The sequence below is a fragment of the Bradyrhizobium sp. S3.12.5 genome, from assembly GCF_040548225.1.
GTDB lineage: Bacteria > Pseudomonadota > Alphaproteobacteria > Rhizobiales > Xanthobacteraceae > Bradyrhizobium > Bradyrhizobium cytisi.
Genome location: NZ_JBEPRF010000002.1, coordinates 1 through 16,482 on the forward strand (window position 1 = coordinate 1; position 16,482 = coordinate 16,482).

The following is a 16,482-nucleotide window of genomic DNA, read 5'->3' on the forward strand; positions in this document are numbered from 1 at the left end:
GGCAAGTCCTGGCGCCGGCAAGTCCTGGCGCCGGCAAGTCCTGGCGCCGGCAAGTCCTGGCGCCGGCAAGTCCTGGCGCCGGCAAGTCCTGGCGCCGGCAAGTCCTGGCGCAGCTCCCAATATTCGGCTAGGTCAATTTGGCGTCGAGCGTGATCGTCGCGTTAAGCACTTTCGACACCGGACAGTTCTTCTCGGCCTCGCCGGCGATACGGGCAAAACCGGCGTCGTCGAGGTTGGGCACTTTGGCGCGCAAGGTCAGCGCCGACTTGCTGATCTTGAATCCCTTCCCTTCGGGATCGAGGGTAACCGCGGCCTCGGTGGAGAGCTCAGTCGGCGTGAAGCCAGCGAGCTGAAGACCGAAGGCCAGCGCCATCGTGAAGCAGCCGGCGTGGGCCGCTGCAATCAATTCCTCGGGATTGGTGCCCTTCTCGTTCTCGAACCGCGTCTTGAACGAATAGGCCGTCTCGGCGAGCACGCCGGATTCGCTCGATAGATGGCCGGTCCCATCGCGGCCGGTGCCCTGCCATACTGCTTTTGCCTTGCGGATCATCTCTTTCTCCTGGTTTTGCTTGCCTGCTTGCGCACCGCGCCGACGGAAGGCTATCCCGGCGTCACCGCGGTGTCGCCCTTCAACCGTTCGAGCGCCGGAGCGGTTCCGTCAAATACCGACCTGTCCGGCGTGGAGGCCCAGGCCTAGCCGGATTTCGACGTCGCCCGCGCGGTGGAAACCACGCGCCGCTCCAGCCGGATGTCTTCAGCCGCGACAGATGATCAGCTTGCGATCGACGTTGGCTGAAGAGGTTCTTTATCCCGCCGGCAGCGCATCGAGGTGGCAGGCGACCCACTGTTCGCCCCCAGCCGAACGAAGCTGCGGCTCTTCGGTCCGGCAGCGATCGAACACGTAGGGGCAGCGGGTGTGGAAGCGGCACCCGCTCGGCGGATTGATCGGGCTCGGCACGTCGCCGCCAAGGATGATGGGGTTGCGCTGCGCACCGGGCTCCGGCAACGGAACTGCCGAGAGCAGCGCCTTGGTATAGGGATGCCTGGGCGCCGCAAATATCTCCCGGCGCGGCGCCACCTCGACGATCTTGCCGAGATACATCACCGCAACGCGGTGGGTCATGTGCTCGACGATCGCGAGGTCATGGCTGATGAACAGCAATGCCAGCCCGAACTCGCGCTGAAGATCCTGCAAGAGGTTGACGATCTGCGCCTTGACCGAGACGTCGAGCGCCGAAACTGCCTCGTCGCAGACGATCAGCTCCGGCTCGGCCGCGAGCGCCCGTGCAATGCCGATGCGCTGACGCTGGCCGCCGGAGAATTCGTGTGGCCTGCGGTTGAGCGCTTCCCGCGGCAAGCGCACCGTGTCCATCAGCGCGGTCACGCGCGTCTCGAGGTCGGCCGCGGATTTGGCGAGGCCGAAATTGCGGATTGGCTCCGCGAGGATGTCGCGCACGCGCATGCGCGGATTGAGGCTCGAGAACGGATCCTGGAACACCACCTGCATGCGTTGCCGCATCTGGCGCATCGTGCTCGGATGCGCGTCGTCGATGCGCTGGCCATCGAGGATCACCTGGCCCGACGTCACGTCGAACAGCCGCAGGATTGCGCGGCCGACCGTCGACTTGCCGCAGCCGGATTCGCCGACCAGCGACAATGTCTCGCCGCGCGCAATCTCGAACGACACGCCGTCGACGGCGTAGACCCATTCGGACTTGCGCCCGAACAGGCCGGTCTTGACCGGAAAATGCTTCTTGAGGTCGTTGACCTGGAGCAGCGGAGGGCTCATGCCGCAACCGCTCCCTTGGCGGCGTAGTGGCAGGCCGCGATGTGGCGCGGCGACTTTTCCTCGAGACCCGGCGCATATTGCCGGCAGAGATCGGTTGCCAGCGCACAACGGCCGGCGAAGACGCAGCCGGTGATGGGCTTGCGCAGATCGGGCACCTGTCCGGGAATCTCGGCGAGCCGCCTCGCGGCGCCGGTCAGCGAGGAGCCGAGCCTCGGCACCGCGCCGAGCAGGCCCTGGGTATAGGGATGGCGCGGCGAGCGGAACAGCTCGGCGACCGGCGCCTCCTCGACTTTACGGCCGGCATACATGACCATGACGCGTTCGGCGATTTCGGCGACCACGCCGAGATCGTGCGTGATCAGGATGATCGCCGCACCGACACGGCGCTTCAAATCCAGCATCAGCTTCAGGATCTGTGCCTGGATGGTGACGTCGAGCGCGGTGGTCGGCTCGTCCGCGATCAGGAGCTTCGGATTGCAGGCGAGCGCGATCGCGATCATCACGCGCTGACGCATGCCGCCGGAAAGCTGGTGCGGATATTCGCGCACGCGCCGTTTCGGCTCGGGAATGCCGACCAGCGTCAACATCTCGATCGCGTGCGCCTCGGCGGCCTGCTGGTCCAGCCCCTGATGGATCATCAGCGTTTCACGGATCTGACGGCCGACGGTCAGCACCGGATTGAGGCTCGTCATCGGTTCCTGAAAGATCATCGAGATGTCGTTGCCGCGGATCGCGCGCATCTCGCGATCTGAAAGCTTCAAGATATCTTTGCCCGCGAAGCGGATGGCGCCTGCGATCCTGCCCGGCGGCTCCGGGATCAGCCGCATCAGGGACATCGAGGTCACCGACTTGCCGCAGCCGGACTCCCCGACGATGGCCAGCGTCTCGCCCTCATTGACGTGGAAGGATACGCCGTCGACCGCGCGGTTGATGCCGCTGGGCGTGCGGAAGTGGGTCTGCAGATTCTCGACTTCGAGCAGTGCCATCGCGATCAGCCTCGATACATCAGAGGCTCTTGGCCATGCGCGGATCGAGCGCATCGCGAAGGCCGTCGCCCAGCAGGTTGACCGCGAGCACGGTGACGGACAGGAATGCCGCCGGGAAGAACACGATATAGGGCTTGACCTGCCACAGCGCGCGGCCCTCGGCCATGATGTTGCCCCAGGACGGAATGGTCGGCGGCGTGCCGGCGCCGATGAAGGACAGGATCGCCTCCGTGATCATCGCGCTGGCGCAGATATAGGTCGCCTGCACCAACATCGGCGCCAGCGTGTTGGGCAGGATGTGGCGCAGGATGATCATCGGCGTGCGCGTGCCGCAGGCTACCGCCGCATCGACATAGGGCTGTTCGCGCAACGACAGCACGACGCTGCGGACGAGCCGCGAGACGCGCGGGATCTCGGCAACGGTGATCGCCAGGATGACGTTACCGACGCTGCCGCGCGTCAAGGCCATCAGCGCGATTGCCAGCAGGATCGGCGGGATCGACATCAAGCCATCCATGAAGCGCATCAGAATGCCATCTGCCCAGCGGATGAAGCCGGCGACGATTCCGATGGCAAGACCCGCCGCGGAGGCGAATATCGCAACGGACAGACCGACCGTGAGCGAGACCCGCGCGCCAAACAGCACGCGCGAGTAGATATCGCGGCCGAGCACGTCGGAGCCAAACCAGAAAACAGCCGAGGGCGCGCGGGTCCGCTTGGCTGGCGCGAGCGCGGTCGGATCGACCGTACCGAGATAGGGCGCGAAGACTGCGATAAGAACGAGCATCAGCAGCAGCGCGCCGCCGATGGCGACCGTCGGATGGCCGCGCAGAAAACCGACGATGCCACGCCGGATCACGACAGGCCGAAGGATTTCAGGCAGTTGAGGCGCGACGACGAGGCCGGCCGGGAGCGCGTGCGGGTTGACGGTCATGTCGGTCAATAGCGGATCCTCGGGTCAACGATCGTATAGGTGACGTCGATCATCAGATTGACCAACACGTAAACAAAGCTGAACAGCAGCACGATGCCCTGGATGACGGGATAGTCGCGGCGCAGGATCGCATCGATCGTCAGCCGCCCAAGGCCCGGGATCGCAAACACGCTTTCAGTCACGACCGCGCCGCCGATCAAAAGCGCGATGCCGATCCCGATCACAGTGACGATCGGCACGGCTGCGTTCTTCAGCGCATGAACGAAGAGGATGCCGCCCTGCCCCAGGCCCTTGGCCCGCGCCGTGCGGATATAGTCCTGCTGCAGCACTTCGAGCATGGTCGCGCGAGTAATGCGCGCGATCAGCGCGATGTAGACGCAGCCGAGCGCGACCGCCGGCAGGATCAGATTTTGCAGCCAGGGCCAGAACCCCTCCGTGAGCGGCGTGTAGCCCTGCACCGGAAGCCATTCGAGCTCCAGCGCGAAGATATAGGCAAGGACATAGCCGACCACGAAGACCGGCAGCGAGAAGCCGAACACGGCGAACGCCATGATGGCGCGGTCGATCAGGCTGCCAGCCTTCCACGCGGCCACGACCCCGAGCGGCACCGCGACCACGATCGTGAGCAGCAGCGTGACCATCATCAACGACAGTGTCGGTCCGAGGCGCTGGCCGATCATCGTCGAAACCGGTAGGTTGGTGAAGATCGAGGTGCCGAGATCGCCATGCAGAATACGCCAGACCCAGCTTCCGAACTGGATCAGGAAGGGCCGATCGAGGCCGAGGCTCTGGCGGATGCGCTCCACATCCTCCGGGCTTGCCTGGTCGCCCGCAATCACCACGGCGGGATCACCCGGCGCGATGTAGAGCAGGCTGAACACGAACAGCGCGACGATTGCCATCACTGGCAGGGTCGAGACGATGCGCCGGAGGATGTAGGAGAGCATCTGGCTTCAGCGCGCGGTCATGCGGATTTCGACACGCCCCAGAAGAACGGCAGCGGCCCTTTCGCGATGCCGGAGATGTTCTTGCGCCACGCCGTGTAGCTCAGGAAGAAGCCGGTCGGGGCGTAGACGACGTCATCGAGTGCGGCCTTGTTGAGGCGACCGATGGCGGCCTTCTCCTCATCGAGGTTCTTGGCCTCGAACCAGGACGAGACTTCCTTCTCGGTATTGGGGCTGCTGGGCCAGCCGAACCAGGCCTTGTCACCGTTGGCGCGAATGGCGGTGTAGGGCGCGGGATTGATGCAATCCGCGCCGGCGTGCCAGGTGTGGAACATGTTCCAGCCGCCCTGTCCCGGCGGCGTCTTCGCCGCACGGCGCGAGCCGACCGTGCCCCAATCGGTGGCGACGAAGTCGACATTCATGCCGAGCTGCTTGAGGAGGTCCGCGGTAACGTCACCCTGCGCCTTGGTGATCGGCTGGTCCTGCGCCACCAGGCACGTCACCGGCTGGCCGGAATAACCGCTCTCGGCGAGCAGCTTCTTGGCCGCATCGAGATCGCGCTTGCCCTTCAGGATCTCGCCGCCCATCTCGGAATAGAGCGGCGTGTCCGGCGTGAAGTAGCCGGGCAGCGGCTTCCACAGCGAATTGTCGTCGCCGACGATGGCGCGCATATAGTCTTCCTGGCTCATGGCCATCAGCACCGCACGCCGCGCCCGCACGTCGTTGAAGGGCGGATACAGGAAGTTCATGCGGAACGAACCGATATTGCCGAGGGGATCGCCGATATCGACGCTGATGTTCTTGTTCTTTTTCAGGACTGGAACGAGGTCGGCAATCGGGCTCTCCCACCAGTCGACTTCGCCGTTCTGCAGCGCGGCTGCTGCGGTCGCCGCATCCGGCATCACGATCCATTCCACGCGATCGACCAGGATCTGCTTGCCGCCGGCGAGCCACGACGCCTTCTCTTGCCGCGGCGCATAGTCGGCGAATTTCTCGAACACGGCTTTCGCGCCGGGGACCCACTCGCTCTTGGCGAACTTCATCGGCCCGGAGCCGACATAGTCACCAATCTGCTTGAACGGGTCGGTCTGAGCGATCCGCTCCGGCATGATGAAGGCGCAAGGCGAGTTGTTCTTCGCGAGCGCGTAGAGCATCTTCGGGAAAGGCTGCTTCAGCACCCATTTGAAGGTGCGGTCGTCGACCGCGGTGAGCTCCTGCTGGAGCGCCTTGATCATCAGACCCATCGGATCGCGCGCCGCCCAGCGCGCAAGACTCGCGACGACGTCCTTGCTCAGCACCGGCTCGCCGTCATGGAATTTGAGCCCCGATCGCAGCTTGAACGTCCAGGTCGTGCCATCGTCGGTTACTTCCTCGGATTCGACCATCTGACGTTGCGGTTGAAGCGAGGAATCGATGCCGTAGAGCGTATCCCAGACCAGCGCCGCCGCGTTGCGCACGACATATTGGGTGCCCCAGATCGGATCGAAATTGGCGAGATTGGCCTGTGGCACGAAGCGCAGGGTGCGGGCTGAGGCGCCTTGTGCGATCGCAGGCGCCGAGACGCCACCCGACAATGCCAGACCGCCCGCGCCGGCCAGTCCCTTCAATACGGTCCTGCGATCCATGAAATCCTCCCGGTAATGCCGTGATGCCGGCCGTATTGGCCAAGGGCAGGTGAAACAGAGCCCATTTGCGTGCAAATGGTATGCCAGTAACCGCGGGGCCGCCAGCGGGTTCTCATCGCCTTTTGGGCCTATCGTTGCGCAGCAGCACGGACGAGACCGCGCCAAGGACACGCGAGGTGCTGGTCCGCGACGATCCATCGCGCGCGGTCCGCGATCACAGCAGTTTTGCTCCGAAATTCCGCTCAGGATCCATGTCCGCCACCAGCCGGCCCATCGGCTTTGCCGCCTCGCCGCCGCTCCGCGCCAGGAATTTGCCGCTGCCGGCGCTGGCGAGGCACTTGTCGCCGTCGACGATCACGCGGCCGCGCGAGAGCACCGACACCGGCCACCCCTTCAGCTTGCGGTCCGCAAACGGCGTGTAACCAGCAAGATCGTGCATCATGTCGTCCGCAATCGTGGTCCCGCGATTGGGATCCCAGATCGCGATATCAGCATCCGCGCCGACCGCGATCGAGCCCTTGCGCGGATGCAAATTGTAGATTTTTGCGGGTGCCGTCGCGGTCAGCTCGACGAACTTCTCAAGACCGAGCCGTCCTTTCGACACCATCGCGTCGAACAGCAGCGGCAGCCGCAGCTCCAGTCCCGGCAGGCCGTTCGCGACCTGCTTGAAGTTCGGATTGGGGCCAGCGCGCAGCTTGCCGGTCTCGTCGTAACGATACGGCGCGTGGTCCGAGGAAATGGTCTGGAGATCGCCGAGCGAAAGCGCCTGCCACAGCGCCTCCTGGTCCGAATGCGTGCGCGGCGGCGGGCTGCACATCCACTTCGCCCCCTCCGCGCCGGGCTTGTCGAGATCATCAGCCGTGAGGAACAGATATTGCGGACAGGTCTCGGCGAACACCTTGAGCCCCTGCCCGCGCGAATCGCGGATGACCTTTGCGCCCTCGGCGGTCGAGACATGGAAGATCATGATGGGCTGATCGATCAGCGCCGCCATGCCGATCAGCCGGGTGAAGGCTTCCGCCTCTGAGACGCGGGCGTGGCTGACGGCGTGGTATTTGGGCATCGTGTAGCCGCGCGCGAGCAGCCGCTTCACCATCCAGGCGATGATGCCGTGATTTTCGGCATGGGCGCATAACATCGCGCCGGACTGGCGTGCGGCGAGGAGAATGTCGAGCAGCGGCTCGTCGTCGACCTTGAGCCGGTCGTAGGTCATGAAGATCTTGATCGAGGCGTGCCCCTGCCTCACCAGCGCCGGAATGTGCTCCTCGACCGTCTCCCTGGTCGCGTCCGCGATGATCATGTGAAAGGCGTAGTCGATCACGGCGCCTTTCTTTGCAAGCGCGTGATAATCCTCCACCACCTGCGGCAGCTTCATGCCGACGTGCTGGGCCGCGAACGGGATCACCGTGGTCGTACCGCCAAAGGCCGCCGACACGGTCGCGCTTTCAAAAGTGTCGGCATTCATGATACCGGCCGCGGACAGCTGCTCGATATGCGCATGACTGTCGACACCGCCGGGCAGCACCAGCTTGCCGCGTGCGTCGATCTCGCGCTTGGCGGACGGAAGCCCGCGGCCGATGGCTACGATGGTCTCGCCGGAGATTGCGACATCGGCCTCGAACACATCGGTCGTGGTAGCGACGCGGCCGCCGCGGATAATCAGATCGTAAGTGGGTTCAGTCATGAGGCACTCCATGATAGGCCTGAGCGAAATGATTGCCAGTTTGCAGGAACACCATGGGCATCATTTCTCCGGCGGCGGCACCGCGCCGGTACGGCTGGTGATCAGGCCGTAATGCTCGATGCGGCGGTGCTGTGCAAAGTTGAAGATCGTGGTTTTGCCGAAGGTGGTGGCCTCGAGATCGCAAGGATGGACAAGTAGCTCGTCGCCGTCCGTCCGGGCTTCGGCAACGATCTCGCCGTCGGGATCGACGATCAGACTGCCGCCAAACAACGCATGGCCGTCCTCGACGCCAGCCTTGGCCACCGCGACCACCCAGGTCGCATTCTGATACGCGCCGGCCTGCACGGAGAGGCGGTTGTGAAACAGGCGCTTCTCGACGCCCTCCTCGCTTCGCTCCGCATTCACCGATGGCGTGTTGTAGCCTATCAGCACCATCTCGACACCCTGCAGGCCCATGACGCGATAGGTCTCCGGCCAGCGGCGGTCGTTGCAGATCGCCATGCCGATGATGCCGCCCAGCTCGCGCCAGACGTTGAACCCAAGATCGCCCGGCTCGAAATAGCGCTTCTCCAGATGCTGGTGCGATCGATTGGTGTCGTATTCCGCATGGCCGGGCAAATGGACCTTGCGATATTTGCCGACGATCTTGCCAGACTTGTCGGTGAGGATCGCCGTGTTGAAGTGGCGGCCGTCGGGCGTCAGCTCGGCATAGCCGAAATTCATTGCCATCTGATGCTGCGCGGCACGCTCGAACAGCGGCTTGGTCGCAGCGCTCGGCATCTCGCGTTCGAACCAGCTGTCGAACTCCGCCCGGTCCTCTGCGTACCAGCGTGGGAAGAAAGTTGTCAGCGCCAGTTCCGGATAGACGATCAGGTCGGCACCTTTGGCCTTGGCTTCGTCCATCAGCGCGATCATGCGCTTGACCACGGCCTCGCGGCTGTCGGCCTTCTGGATCGGGCCCATCTGGGCGGCGGCAACATTGACGATACGCATCGGCGAGTTCCTGATTATTTGAAAAATTTCTTGGCGAGGCTGGGGATCGCAGCTTCTGGGGGGCGGCACGCGCAGCATAACGCAGCCTCACGCCATTTTTCCAGCCAAGCAGCTTTCATGCCGCGCCCTCCGTTCAGCGGACAAGCCGCTCCATCCGAGTTACAAGCATGCGGAACCTCTCTCTTCGCTTCGGTTTATAGCTGCGCCCCCCTCTCCTCTTCCCCAATCCCCTCCGGAGCTTTGCGAATGACACCAGCCGACCGTCCGGCGACGCGGCTCGCCACGCGCCTCTCGTTCCTGGTCGCCGGCTTCGGCATTGCGTGCTGGGCGCCGCTGGTGCCGTTCGCAAAGCAACGGCTCGCGGTCGATGACGCGGTCCTTGGCTTGCTGCTGCTCAGCCTCGGTATCGGCTCGGTCATCGCGATGCTCGCAACCGGCATCTTGAGCGCACGCCACGGCACCAAGCCGATCATCATCGCGGGCGGAATTGCCCTCGCCCTGGTGTTGCCCCTGCTGGTCATCGCCGGCACGCCCTTGACATTGGCGATTGCCTTGCTCGCATTCGGCGCTGCGCTCGGCTCCATCGATGTCGCCATGAACATCCATGCCGTCGAGGTCGAACGTGCGGCAGGACAACCGCTGATGTCGGGCTTTCATGCGCTCTTCAGCATTGGCGGGTTCGCCGGATCCGCGGTGATGACGGCGCTGTTGTCGTTTCATCTTGGACCGCTCGCGAGCGCATTGATCTGCGCCGTGCTGATGCTGATCGCGATGGCGCTCGCCTGGCCGCGCCTGCTGCGTTCGGCGCAGGCGCAGGAGGGACCGCTGTTCGTGCTGCCGCATGGCATCGTGCTGCTGCTGGCGTTGCTGGCGGCCATCACCTTCCTGATCGAAGGCGCGATGCTCGACTGGGGCGCGTTGCTCGTCATCGGCACGGGCCTCGTCAGCGAGGCCCAGGGCGGGATCGGTTACATCGTGTTCTCGATCGCGATGACCATTGGCCGGCTCGGCGGCGACGCCGTCGTGGCACGCATCGGCGATCGCACAACGCTGGTCGGGGGAAGCCTGCTTGCCGTCGCGGGGCTTGCAGTGTTGTTGCTCGCGCCGAGCAAGGCCGTTGCCATCGCCGGTTTCCTGCTCATCGGTCTCGGCGCCTCGAACCTCGTGCCGGTGCTGTTTCGTGGCGCAGCCATGCAGACCGCAATGCCCACGGGGCTCGCGGTGGCATCGATCACCACCGCCGGATATGCCGGCGTTCTGGTTGGCCCCGCCGGCATCGGCTTTATCGCCCACGCCACCGGACTGCCGATGGCATTCTGGATGCTCGCCGCGCTGATGTGCCTCGTCACGCTGTCCGCGCGCGCCGTGACCACAAAATAGCAAAGCGCGCCACAGCATCATCTTCCCGTCACACTAGGCTCGACTTGCCGCGGCTCAGCACCTCGCCCGCGCCCTTATCGCCGACGATCCTGCCCTGCTCGTACACGACCCGGCCCCGCGCGATGGTGGTGACAGGCCAGCCGGTGACGTCAAAGCCTTCCCAAGGCGTGTAGTCGGAGCCGTGGTGCAGATCGACCTGCCGGATCGGCTTCTTGAGCTTCGGGTCCCATAGCACGATATCGGCGTCGAAGCCGATTCCGATCGAGCCCTTGCGCGGATAGAGCCCGTAGATGCGGGCGTGGTTGGTCGCGGTCAGCTCGACAAACTTCTGCAGCGTGATCCTCCCCTTCGAGACGCCCTCGGAGAACAGGATCGGCAGTCGCGTCTCGATGCCGGGGATGCCATTCGGCACCCAGCGGAACGAGGTGCGGGCATTCGGCGTCAGCTTGCCCTTGGGATCGTCGTAGCGGAACGGGCAGTGGTCGGACGAGAAGGTCTGAAACACCCCGGTGGTGATGCCTTCCCAGATCGCCTGCTGGCTCTCGGCATCGCGCGGCGGCGGCGAGCAGACATATTTGGCTCCTGAGATGTCCATGTTCAGGCCATTCATGTCGTCGGCCGTGAGCGTAATGTATTGCGGGCAGGTTTCGGCATGCACCGGCAGGCCGCGCTGCTGGGCCCACCGTATCTGCTCCATCGCCTCGCGCCCCGAGACGTGGACGATCATGATGGGGACGCCGATCACCTCGGCATGGCTGATGGCGCGATGCGTCGCCTCGCGTTCGACGGCCTGGGGCCGCGATGTGCCATGATAATAGGGCGCGATGTGGCCCTCGCGTTCGAGCTTCGTGGTGAGGAAGCGGATGGCGTCATAGCCCTCGCAATGGACCATCACCAGCGCCTCCTCGCGGCGTGCGACATCGAAGACCTCGAGCAGCTGCTTGTCGCTGAGCACGAGGTCGTCATAGGTCATGAACACCTTGAACGAGGTATAACCGTCCTTGACCAGCGCCGGCAGCTCCTGGCCGAGCACGACCGCGGTCGGATCGGAGATGATGAGGTGGAAGGCGGTGTCGATGTAGCACTCGCCCTCCGCGAGATTACGGTAGTTCTCCACGCAGGTCCGTAGCGACGTCCCCTTCTCCTGTAGCGCGAAGGGCAGCACCATGGTGTTGCCGCCAGCTGCGGCTGCGCGCGTCGCCGAGGCGAAATCGTCGGCCATCACGACGTCGGGGCCCTGGGCTTGAGAGATGTGGACGTGGCTGTCGATCCCGCCCGGCAGCGCCAGCAGCCCCGACGCGTCGATCTCGCGTGCCGCGCCTTCAATGCTGTCGGCGATGGCGACGATCTGGCCGTCGCGAATGCCGATATCGGCGCGAAACTCGTCGCTGGCCGTCACGATGGTGCCGCCGCGAATGGCGAGATCGAGCTGCGTCACTTGACCTTGAAGCACTTGCGTCTCCGTCACTTGATGATCGGCATTGTCTGGAATATGCGCCCCCACGACATAAGGGTCGCGATGTCGCCGCCGGCGAGGCTGAGGCTTCGCCACAGCGTGACTGCAACGGAGTCAAGCACAACGATATTCAGCTCCTGCTCGAGCGAGGCCGCAAGCGCGGCACCGTCGAGATTGGTGCAGAGGATGACGACGGCGTCGGCGCCCTCCGCCGCCACCACGCGGATCATGTCCGCGATCGTCGCGGACGCGACCTCGCCAAAGGCGAAGTTATCGCGCAGGCCGAGGTGACGCTCGGCGTGCGTCGCAATGCCCTCCTCGGCCCAGACCTCGCCAATCCGCCGCTGCACGTCATCGCTATAGGGCGAGACCAGACCGATACGTTTGGCTCGAAGTGCGCGGACGGCATCGATGCAGGCCAGCGTCGAGGTCGTTGCCGGCACGCCGGTGCGCGCCGTGATCGCGTCGCAAAGGCCCCTGTCGCGGCCGATGCCGAGCCAGCTCGCCGACGTACCGTTCCAGGCGATGGCGTCGACCTTGGCATCGGCCAGCAGGTCAGCGGCCGGCAGCATCACCGATGCATCGAACTGGCTCAGCGCTGCCGCGTCGAGCGCGATCTCGGTGACGCGGAAACGGGAGAAATGGGCGGTAACGCCGTCGATGCCCTGCAGCATGACGCTGGTGACGGGCTCCAGTACCGAATTGGAGGACGGCGTGATCATGCCGAGACGCTTGCGCAGGACTGACATCGATCACGGACGCTCCATTGCGAAGGCGCGATTGCGCCCCTCGAAAGATCATCCTTGCCGGCATCGCGCTGCGCAAGCCGCAATCTGCATGCTGCATACAATTTATTCGATATGCATTTGTTTTGAGCCACATACGTCGCCAATTTGGGCACCGCATTTGGTGGGGAGTGGATAGGGTCATGCGCAGGCAGGAAGCCCGCGTGCAGCAGAAATCCGAACCAAGCCCCGGACGAAAATCGCCCAAGCTCAAGAGGACGGGCTTGCATGAGCGCGCCGCCACGCGGATGCGGACGATGATCATTCGCGGCGAGCTGCCGCCGGGATCGCAGACCCAGGAGACAAAGCTGTCGAAAGAGCTGGGCGTATCGCGCACCCCTTTGCGCGAGGCGATGAAGGTGCTCGCCGCCGAAGGATTGATCGAGCTCCGTCCCAACCGCAGCCCGCGCATCGCCGATATCGCGGTCGACGGCATCTCGGAATTGTTCGAGGCGCTGGCCGGCATCGAGCGACTTGCCGCAGAGCTCGCCGCGGAGCGTGCCACCGAGCGCGACCTTGCCCGCTTGCGCACGCTTCAGACCCGGATGGAGGGTCATCACCGTAACGGCAAGCTCGACGACTACTTCGCCATCAACGGCGAGATCCACAACACCATCGTCCGTATGGCCCGCAACAAGCCGCTGCGCGAAGCGCATGAGATGCTGATCTCCCGCGCCGAGCGCGCGCGCTACCTCGCACTCGGTGCCGACCGCCGCTGGAGCAATTCGGTCGACGAGCACGCCGCTATTCTTGCCACGCTCGAGGCGCGCAACGGCGAGGCGGCCGGCCGCCTGCTCGGCGCTCATGTCGCACGCACCGGGACGGCGCTGCTCGAAGTCCTCGCCAAATCCCAACCCAGGCGGACGGCGTCATGAAGCTTCTGCTGCTCAACCCGAACACCAGCATCCAGGTTACCCGGCTGATGGCGGGCGTCGGACAGCGCGCGGCGTCCCCCGGCACCGAGCTGATCCCCTGCACCGCGACGCGCGGTGTGCCCTATATCTCGACGCGCACCGAGGCCCAGATCGGCGGCGCCATCGCGCTGGAGATGCTGGCCGAGCAGCAGCGGAACGTCGACGCCGCAATTATCGCGGCTTTCGGTGACCCCGGCCTGTTCGCCGCACGCGAGACCTTTGACATTCCCGTGGTCGGCATGGCGGAAGCAGCGATGCTCACGGCCTGCATGGCCGGACGCCGCTTTGCCATCGTCACTTTCGCACGGGCCTTGGGGCCCTGGTACGAGGAATGCGTCCGCGCCCACGGGCTGTGGGAGCGCTGCGCCGGTATCCGCATGCTCGATACGCCGTTTCAAGCGATCTCGGAGGTCGGCACCGAAAAGGAGGATGTGCTCGTCGATCTCGCCCAACGCGCGATCGACGAGAACGAGGCCGACGTCCTGATCTTTGCGGGCGCCCCGCTTTCGGGGCTTGCCGAGCGCGTCGCCCACCGCGTCCCGGTTCCTGTGGTTGATCAAGTGGTCGCCTCAGTGAAGCAGGCCGAGGCGCTGGTTGCGCTGCGCCTGCGCAAGGCTACGGCAGGGACGTTCCGAAGGCCCGCTGCCAAGCCAACCATTGGCCTTGCCGAGGTGCTCGCCGCCCGGCTCGAGCATCGCGACAATGAGTGAGAAGGGTCTGACGATGCGAGAGGTACGATCGGTCTTCAATCGCACGGCTGGCGGCAGACTGGGGCACGAGACTTGCTTTCTTTCCGGGGAGAACGGGAGGCAACACCATGGCTGATACGCCAGGCGGGCGATCGCTCGTCGTCGACGCGGTGACCCATCGCTATCAGAGCGGCGCGCTTGCCGTCGAGAACATCAATCTCGACATCAGGGGCGGCGAGATCATCGCACTGCTCGGGCCCTCCGGCTGCGGCAAGACGACACTGCTGCGTATCATCGCCGGCTTCATTGCACAGACCCAGGGGCGGATCATCATCGGCGATCACATCGTCGATGCGCTGCCGCCCAACCGCCGCGCCGTCGGCATCGTGTTCCAGAACTACGCGCTGTTTCCGCACCTCTCGATCAGCGAAAATGTCGGCTATGGCCTCGCCGCCCGCGGCGTCGACAAGGCGTCGCGCCAGCGTGAGGCGCAGCGGCTGCTAGAACTCGTGCAGTTACCCGCAATGGCGGAGCGGCTACCCCGGCAACTCTCCGGTGGCCAACAGCAGCGTGTCGCGCTCGCCCGTGCGCTCGCGATCAAGCCGTCGATCCTGCTGCTCGACGAGCCCTTTGCCGCGCTCGACAAGAATCTGCGGCTCGACATGCAGATCGAGGTCAAGCGGTTGCAGCGCGTCTCCGGCATCACGACGCTGATCGTGACGCATGACCAGGAAGAGGCACTATCGATGGCCGACCGTGTCGCCGTGCTGAGCCATGGCAAGCTCGAGCAGTTCGGATCGCCGTCGGACGTCTATGACCGTCCGCAGACCTTGTTCGTCAACACCTTTGTCGGCTCCAGCAACCGCATGCCGGGCGTCGTGGTATCCGCGGACCGCACGGCTGCAAAGGTGCGGCTCGATGCCGGCGCGGAGATCATCGCGCGGCCGGCCGGCGGCACTCTCACCGAAGGCGGCCGCGTCACGGTGTGCATCCGCCCCGAGCATCTGCAATTCGTCGGCGACGAGACGGGCTTTGCCGGCGTGGTCGGCATGTCGCTGCCGCTGGGGGCGACCGTCGTGCACGAAGTGACCACCGCCGACGGCTCCGGCGTCAAGATTTCCCAGGCGCGCATCGGCGGGACGCGCGCGCTGGAAAACGGTGCGGCGGTGCGCCTCGCGCCGCTCGCCCCCTCGCTCGCCAACGCCTTTCCCGCAACGCTTTAGATTTTAGTCTAGTCCACAGGGAGTTCGACATGATCCTCAACCGCCGAAGCCTGATGACCACCGCGCTCACCCTCGGCGCCATGAAGGCGTTTCCGGGGCTGAGCTACGCCCAGGCCCGCCCACTGGTGTTTGCGACCTTCACCGGAAGCTGGGAGGAAGCGCACAAGGCCGTGCTGGTGCCGGCGTTCCGCAAAGCCAACGCCGACGCGGCGATCGTGCTCGATCCGATGCTGTCGGTCGACCAGATCGCGAAGATCAATGCCGCCAAGGCCAATCCGCCGATCGACGTGATGCTGCACGATCCCGGTCCGGCGCTTGTCGCGATTGGCCAGGATCTCGCAGAATCCTATCCGGTCGAGAAGAGCGCCTATTTCAAGGACCTGATCTCGGAAGCGCAGGAGCCGATGGGCCCCGCCCCATTCTTCCAGGTCGTCGGCCTCACCTACAATCCGGAGGCCATCAAGACGCCGCCGACCTCCTGGGCCGATCTGTGGAAGCCGGAATTCAAGGGCCGCGTCGGCATCACCAACCTCAATTCGACGCTCGGCACCGGCTGGCTGGTCGAGATCGCCAAGATGCGCGGCGGCTCGGAGGCCAATGTCGATCCCGCCTTCAAGGCGCTCGAAGAGCTGAAGCCCAATCTGGCCGCGGTCGCCGCCAATCCCGGCGCGCTCGCCACCCTGTTCCAGCAGGGCCAGATCGACATCTCGCCCGGCAATTTCAACGCCATCCAGATCCTGAAAGCGCGCGGCGTGCCGGTCGAGTTCGTGGCGCCGAAGGAAGGCGCGATCGCCTTCAAGACCACGATCCACATCGTCAAGAACTCGCCCAACCGCGAGCTCGCCTTCAAGCTGATCGAGGCATCGCTCAGCCCGGAGGTGCAGACCGCGCTGATGAACTCGCCCTATCTGATCGTGCCGACCAATTCCAAGGTGGCGATGGGCGGCGAGATCGCGCGTGTGCTCGCCAAGGACACGGCCGAGCTGAAGCAGAAATTCGTGTTCCAGGACTGGAAGAAGATCAATGAGCAGCGCTCAGCCTGGATCGAGCGCTTCAACCGCGAGATCAAGATCTAGCACC

Annotated in this window: 15 protein-coding genes; 5 read left to right on the forward strand and 10 right to left on the reverse strand. The window is 64.8% G+C overall.

Annotated elements, in window-relative coordinates:
• Window positions 1-127 precede the first annotated feature (127 nt).
• From ABIC09_RS02215 to ABIC09_RS02250, 8 genes are all read right to left on the reverse strand, one after another.
• Window positions 128-550, reverse strand: coding sequence for an OsmC family protein (locus tag ABIC09_RS02215; RefSeq protein WP_354085807.1), 423 nt, complete (start codon window positions 548-550; stop codon window positions 128-130).
• A 255-nt stretch (window positions 551-805) separates the two neighbouring features.
• Complete coding sequence (locus ABIC09_RS02220) at window positions 806-1,789, reverse strand: ABC transporter ATP-binding protein (protein ID WP_148755478.1); 984 nt, start codon at window positions 1,787-1,789, stop codon at window positions 806-808.
• A complete protein-coding gene (locus tag ABIC09_RS02225; RefSeq protein WP_354085809.1) occupies window positions 1,786-2,775 on the reverse strand; it encodes an ABC transporter ATP-binding protein in 990 nt (329 codons plus the stop codon). The genes ABIC09_RS02220 and ABIC09_RS02225 overlap by 4 nt, the downstream gene beginning before the upstream one ends.
• 19 nt (window positions 2,776-2,794) lie before the next feature.
• A complete protein-coding gene (locus ABIC09_RS02230; protein ID WP_354108261.1) occupies window positions 2,795-3,718 on the reverse strand; it encodes an ABC transporter permease in 924 nt (307 codons plus the stop codon).
• Complete coding sequence (locus tag ABIC09_RS02235; RefSeq protein WP_148755481.1) at window positions 3,715-4,656, reverse strand: ABC transporter permease; 942 nt, start codon at window positions 4,654-4,656, stop codon at window positions 3,715-3,717. Before ABIC09_RS02235 ends, ABIC09_RS02230 begins: the two co-directional genes overlap by 4 nt.
• Window positions 4,657-4,673: 17 nt before the next feature.
• Window positions 4,674-6,278: an ABC transporter substrate-binding protein gene (locus ABIC09_RS02240; protein ID WP_354108262.1), complete on the reverse strand. Its 1,605-nt coding sequence runs from the start codon at window positions 6,276-6,278 to the stop codon at window positions 4,674-4,676.
• A 214-nt stretch (window positions 6,279-6,492) separates the two neighbouring features.
• Window positions 6,493-7,962, reverse strand: a complete 1,470-nt coding sequence (gene hydA / locus ABIC09_RS02245; RefSeq protein ID WP_354108263.1) for a dihydropyrimidinase — start codon at window positions 7,960-7,962, stop codon at window positions 6,493-6,495.
• Between the two features lie 60 nt (window positions 7,963-8,022).
• The gene (locus ABIC09_RS02250; protein WP_354032028.1) at window positions 8,023-8,955 is read right to left on the reverse strand and encodes an N-carbamoyl-D-amino-acid hydrolase; all 933 of its coding nucleotides are present in this window, start codon (window positions 8,953-8,955) and stop codon (window positions 8,023-8,025) included.
• A 246-nt stretch (window positions 8,956-9,201) separates the two neighbouring features.
• On the opposite strand from ABIC09_RS02250, the gene ABIC09_RS02255 reads away from it, so the two are divergent.
• Window positions 9,202-10,335, forward strand: coding sequence for an MFS transporter (locus tag ABIC09_RS02255; protein ID WP_354108264.1), 1,134 nt, complete (start codon window positions 9,202-9,204; stop codon window positions 10,333-10,335).
• Between the two features lie 28 nt (window positions 10,336-10,363).
• Here the strand turns inward: ABIC09_RS02255 and hydA (ABIC09_RS02260) are convergent, their stop codons facing one another.
• Together hydA (ABIC09_RS02260) and ABIC09_RS02265 are read right to left on the reverse strand one after the other, a co-directional pair.
• The gene (gene hydA, locus ABIC09_RS02260; RefSeq protein WP_354108466.1) at window positions 10,364-11,773 is read right to left on the reverse strand and encodes a dihydropyrimidinase; all 1,410 of its coding nucleotides are present in this window, start codon (window positions 11,771-11,773) and stop codon (window positions 10,364-10,366) included.
• Between the two features lie 26 nt (window positions 11,774-11,799).
• Complete coding sequence (locus ABIC09_RS02265) at window positions 11,800-12,540, reverse strand: maleate cis-trans isomerase family protein (RefSeq protein WP_354108265.1); 741 nt, start codon at window positions 12,538-12,540, stop codon at window positions 11,800-11,802.
• 179 nt (window positions 12,541-12,719) lie between these two features.
• Here ABIC09_RS02265 and ABIC09_RS02270 point away from each other — a divergent pair, with 179 nt between their 5' ends.
• The 4 genes from ABIC09_RS02270 to ABIC09_RS02285 all read left to right on the forward strand — a co-directional run bounded on the left by ABIC09_RS02270 (window position 12,720) and on the right by ABIC09_RS02285 (window position 16,478).
• On the forward strand, window positions 12,720-13,451 hold the full coding sequence (locus tag ABIC09_RS02270) for a GntR family transcriptional regulator (RefSeq protein WP_354108266.1): 732 nt from the start codon (window positions 12,720-12,722) through the stop codon (window positions 13,449-13,451).
• On the forward strand, window positions 13,448-14,200 hold the full coding sequence (locus tag ABIC09_RS02275; protein WP_354108267.1) for an aspartate/glutamate racemase family protein: 753 nt from the start codon (window positions 13,448-13,450) through the stop codon (window positions 14,198-14,200). The genes ABIC09_RS02270 and ABIC09_RS02275 overlap by 4 nt, the downstream gene beginning before the upstream one ends.
• Window positions 14,201-14,307: 107 nt before the next feature.
• Window positions 14,308-15,402 carry an ABC transporter ATP-binding protein gene (locus ABIC09_RS02280; protein ID WP_354108268.1) on the forward strand — a complete coding sequence of 365 codons (1,095 nt, stop codon included), beginning with the start codon at window positions 14,308-14,310 and terminating at the stop codon, window positions 15,400-15,402.
• A gap of 29 nt (window positions 15,403-15,431) precedes the next feature.
• On the forward strand, window positions 15,432-16,478 hold the full coding sequence (locus ABIC09_RS02285) for an ABC transporter substrate-binding protein (protein ID WP_354085815.1): 1,047 nt from the start codon (window positions 15,432-15,434) through the stop codon (window positions 16,476-16,478).
• The last annotated feature ends 4 nt before the right edge of the window (window positions 16,479-16,482 follow it).

What these genes read in the sequence shown, in the direction of transcription:
- ABIC09_RS02220 (WP_148755478.1), bottom strand. Translation starts at nt 1,789, where the DNA reads ATGAGCCCTCCGCTGCTCCAGGTCAACGACCTCAAGAAGCATTTTCCG.
- ABIC09_RS02270 (WP_354108266.1), top strand. Translation starts at nt 12,720, where the DNA reads ATGCGCAGGCAGGAAGCCCGCGTGCAGCAGAAATCCGAACCAAGCCCC.
- ABIC09_RS02250 (WP_354032028.1), bottom strand. Translation starts at nt 8,955, where the DNA reads ATGCGTATCGTCAATGTTGCCGCCGCCCAGATGGGCCCGATCCAGAAG.
- ABIC09_RS02255 (WP_354108264.1), top strand. Translation starts at nt 9,202, where the DNA reads ATGACACCAGCCGACCGTCCGGCGACGCGGCTCGCCACGCGCCTCTCG.
- ABIC09_RS02275 (WP_354108267.1), top strand. Translation starts at nt 13,448, where the DNA reads ATGAAGCTTCTGCTGCTCAACCCGAACACCAGCATCCAGGTTACCCGG.
- ABIC09_RS02215 (WP_354085807.1), bottom strand. Translation starts at nt 550, where the DNA reads ATGATCCGCAAGGCAAAAGCAGTATGGCAGGGCACCGGCCGCGATGGG.
- ABIC09_RS02225 (WP_354085809.1), bottom strand. Translation starts at nt 2,775, where the DNA reads ATGGCACTGCTCGAAGTCGAGAATCTGCAGACCCACTTCCGCACGCCC.
- ABIC09_RS02280 (WP_354108268.1), top strand. Translation starts at nt 14,308, where the DNA reads ATGGCTGATACGCCAGGCGGGCGATCGCTCGTCGTCGACGCGGTGACC.
- ABIC09_RS02235 (WP_148755481.1), bottom strand. Translation starts at nt 4,656, where the DNA reads ATGCTCTCCTACATCCTCCGGCGCATCGTCTCGACCCTGCCAGTGATG.
- ABIC09_RS02285 (WP_354085815.1), top strand. Translation starts at nt 15,432, where the DNA reads ATGATCCTCAACCGCCGAAGCCTGATGACCACCGCGCTCACCCTCGGC.
- hydA (WP_354108263.1), bottom strand. Translation starts at nt 7,962, where the DNA reads ATGACTGAACCCACTTACGATCTGATTATCCGCGGCGGCCGCGTCGCT.
- ABIC09_RS02265 (WP_354108265.1), bottom strand. Translation starts at nt 12,540, where the DNA reads ATGTCAGTCCTGCGCAAGCGTCTCGGCATGATCACGCCGTCCTCCAAT.
- ABIC09_RS02240 (WP_354108262.1), bottom strand. Translation starts at nt 6,278, where the DNA reads ATGGATCGCAGGACCGTATTGAAGGGACTGGCCGGCGCGGGCGGTCTG.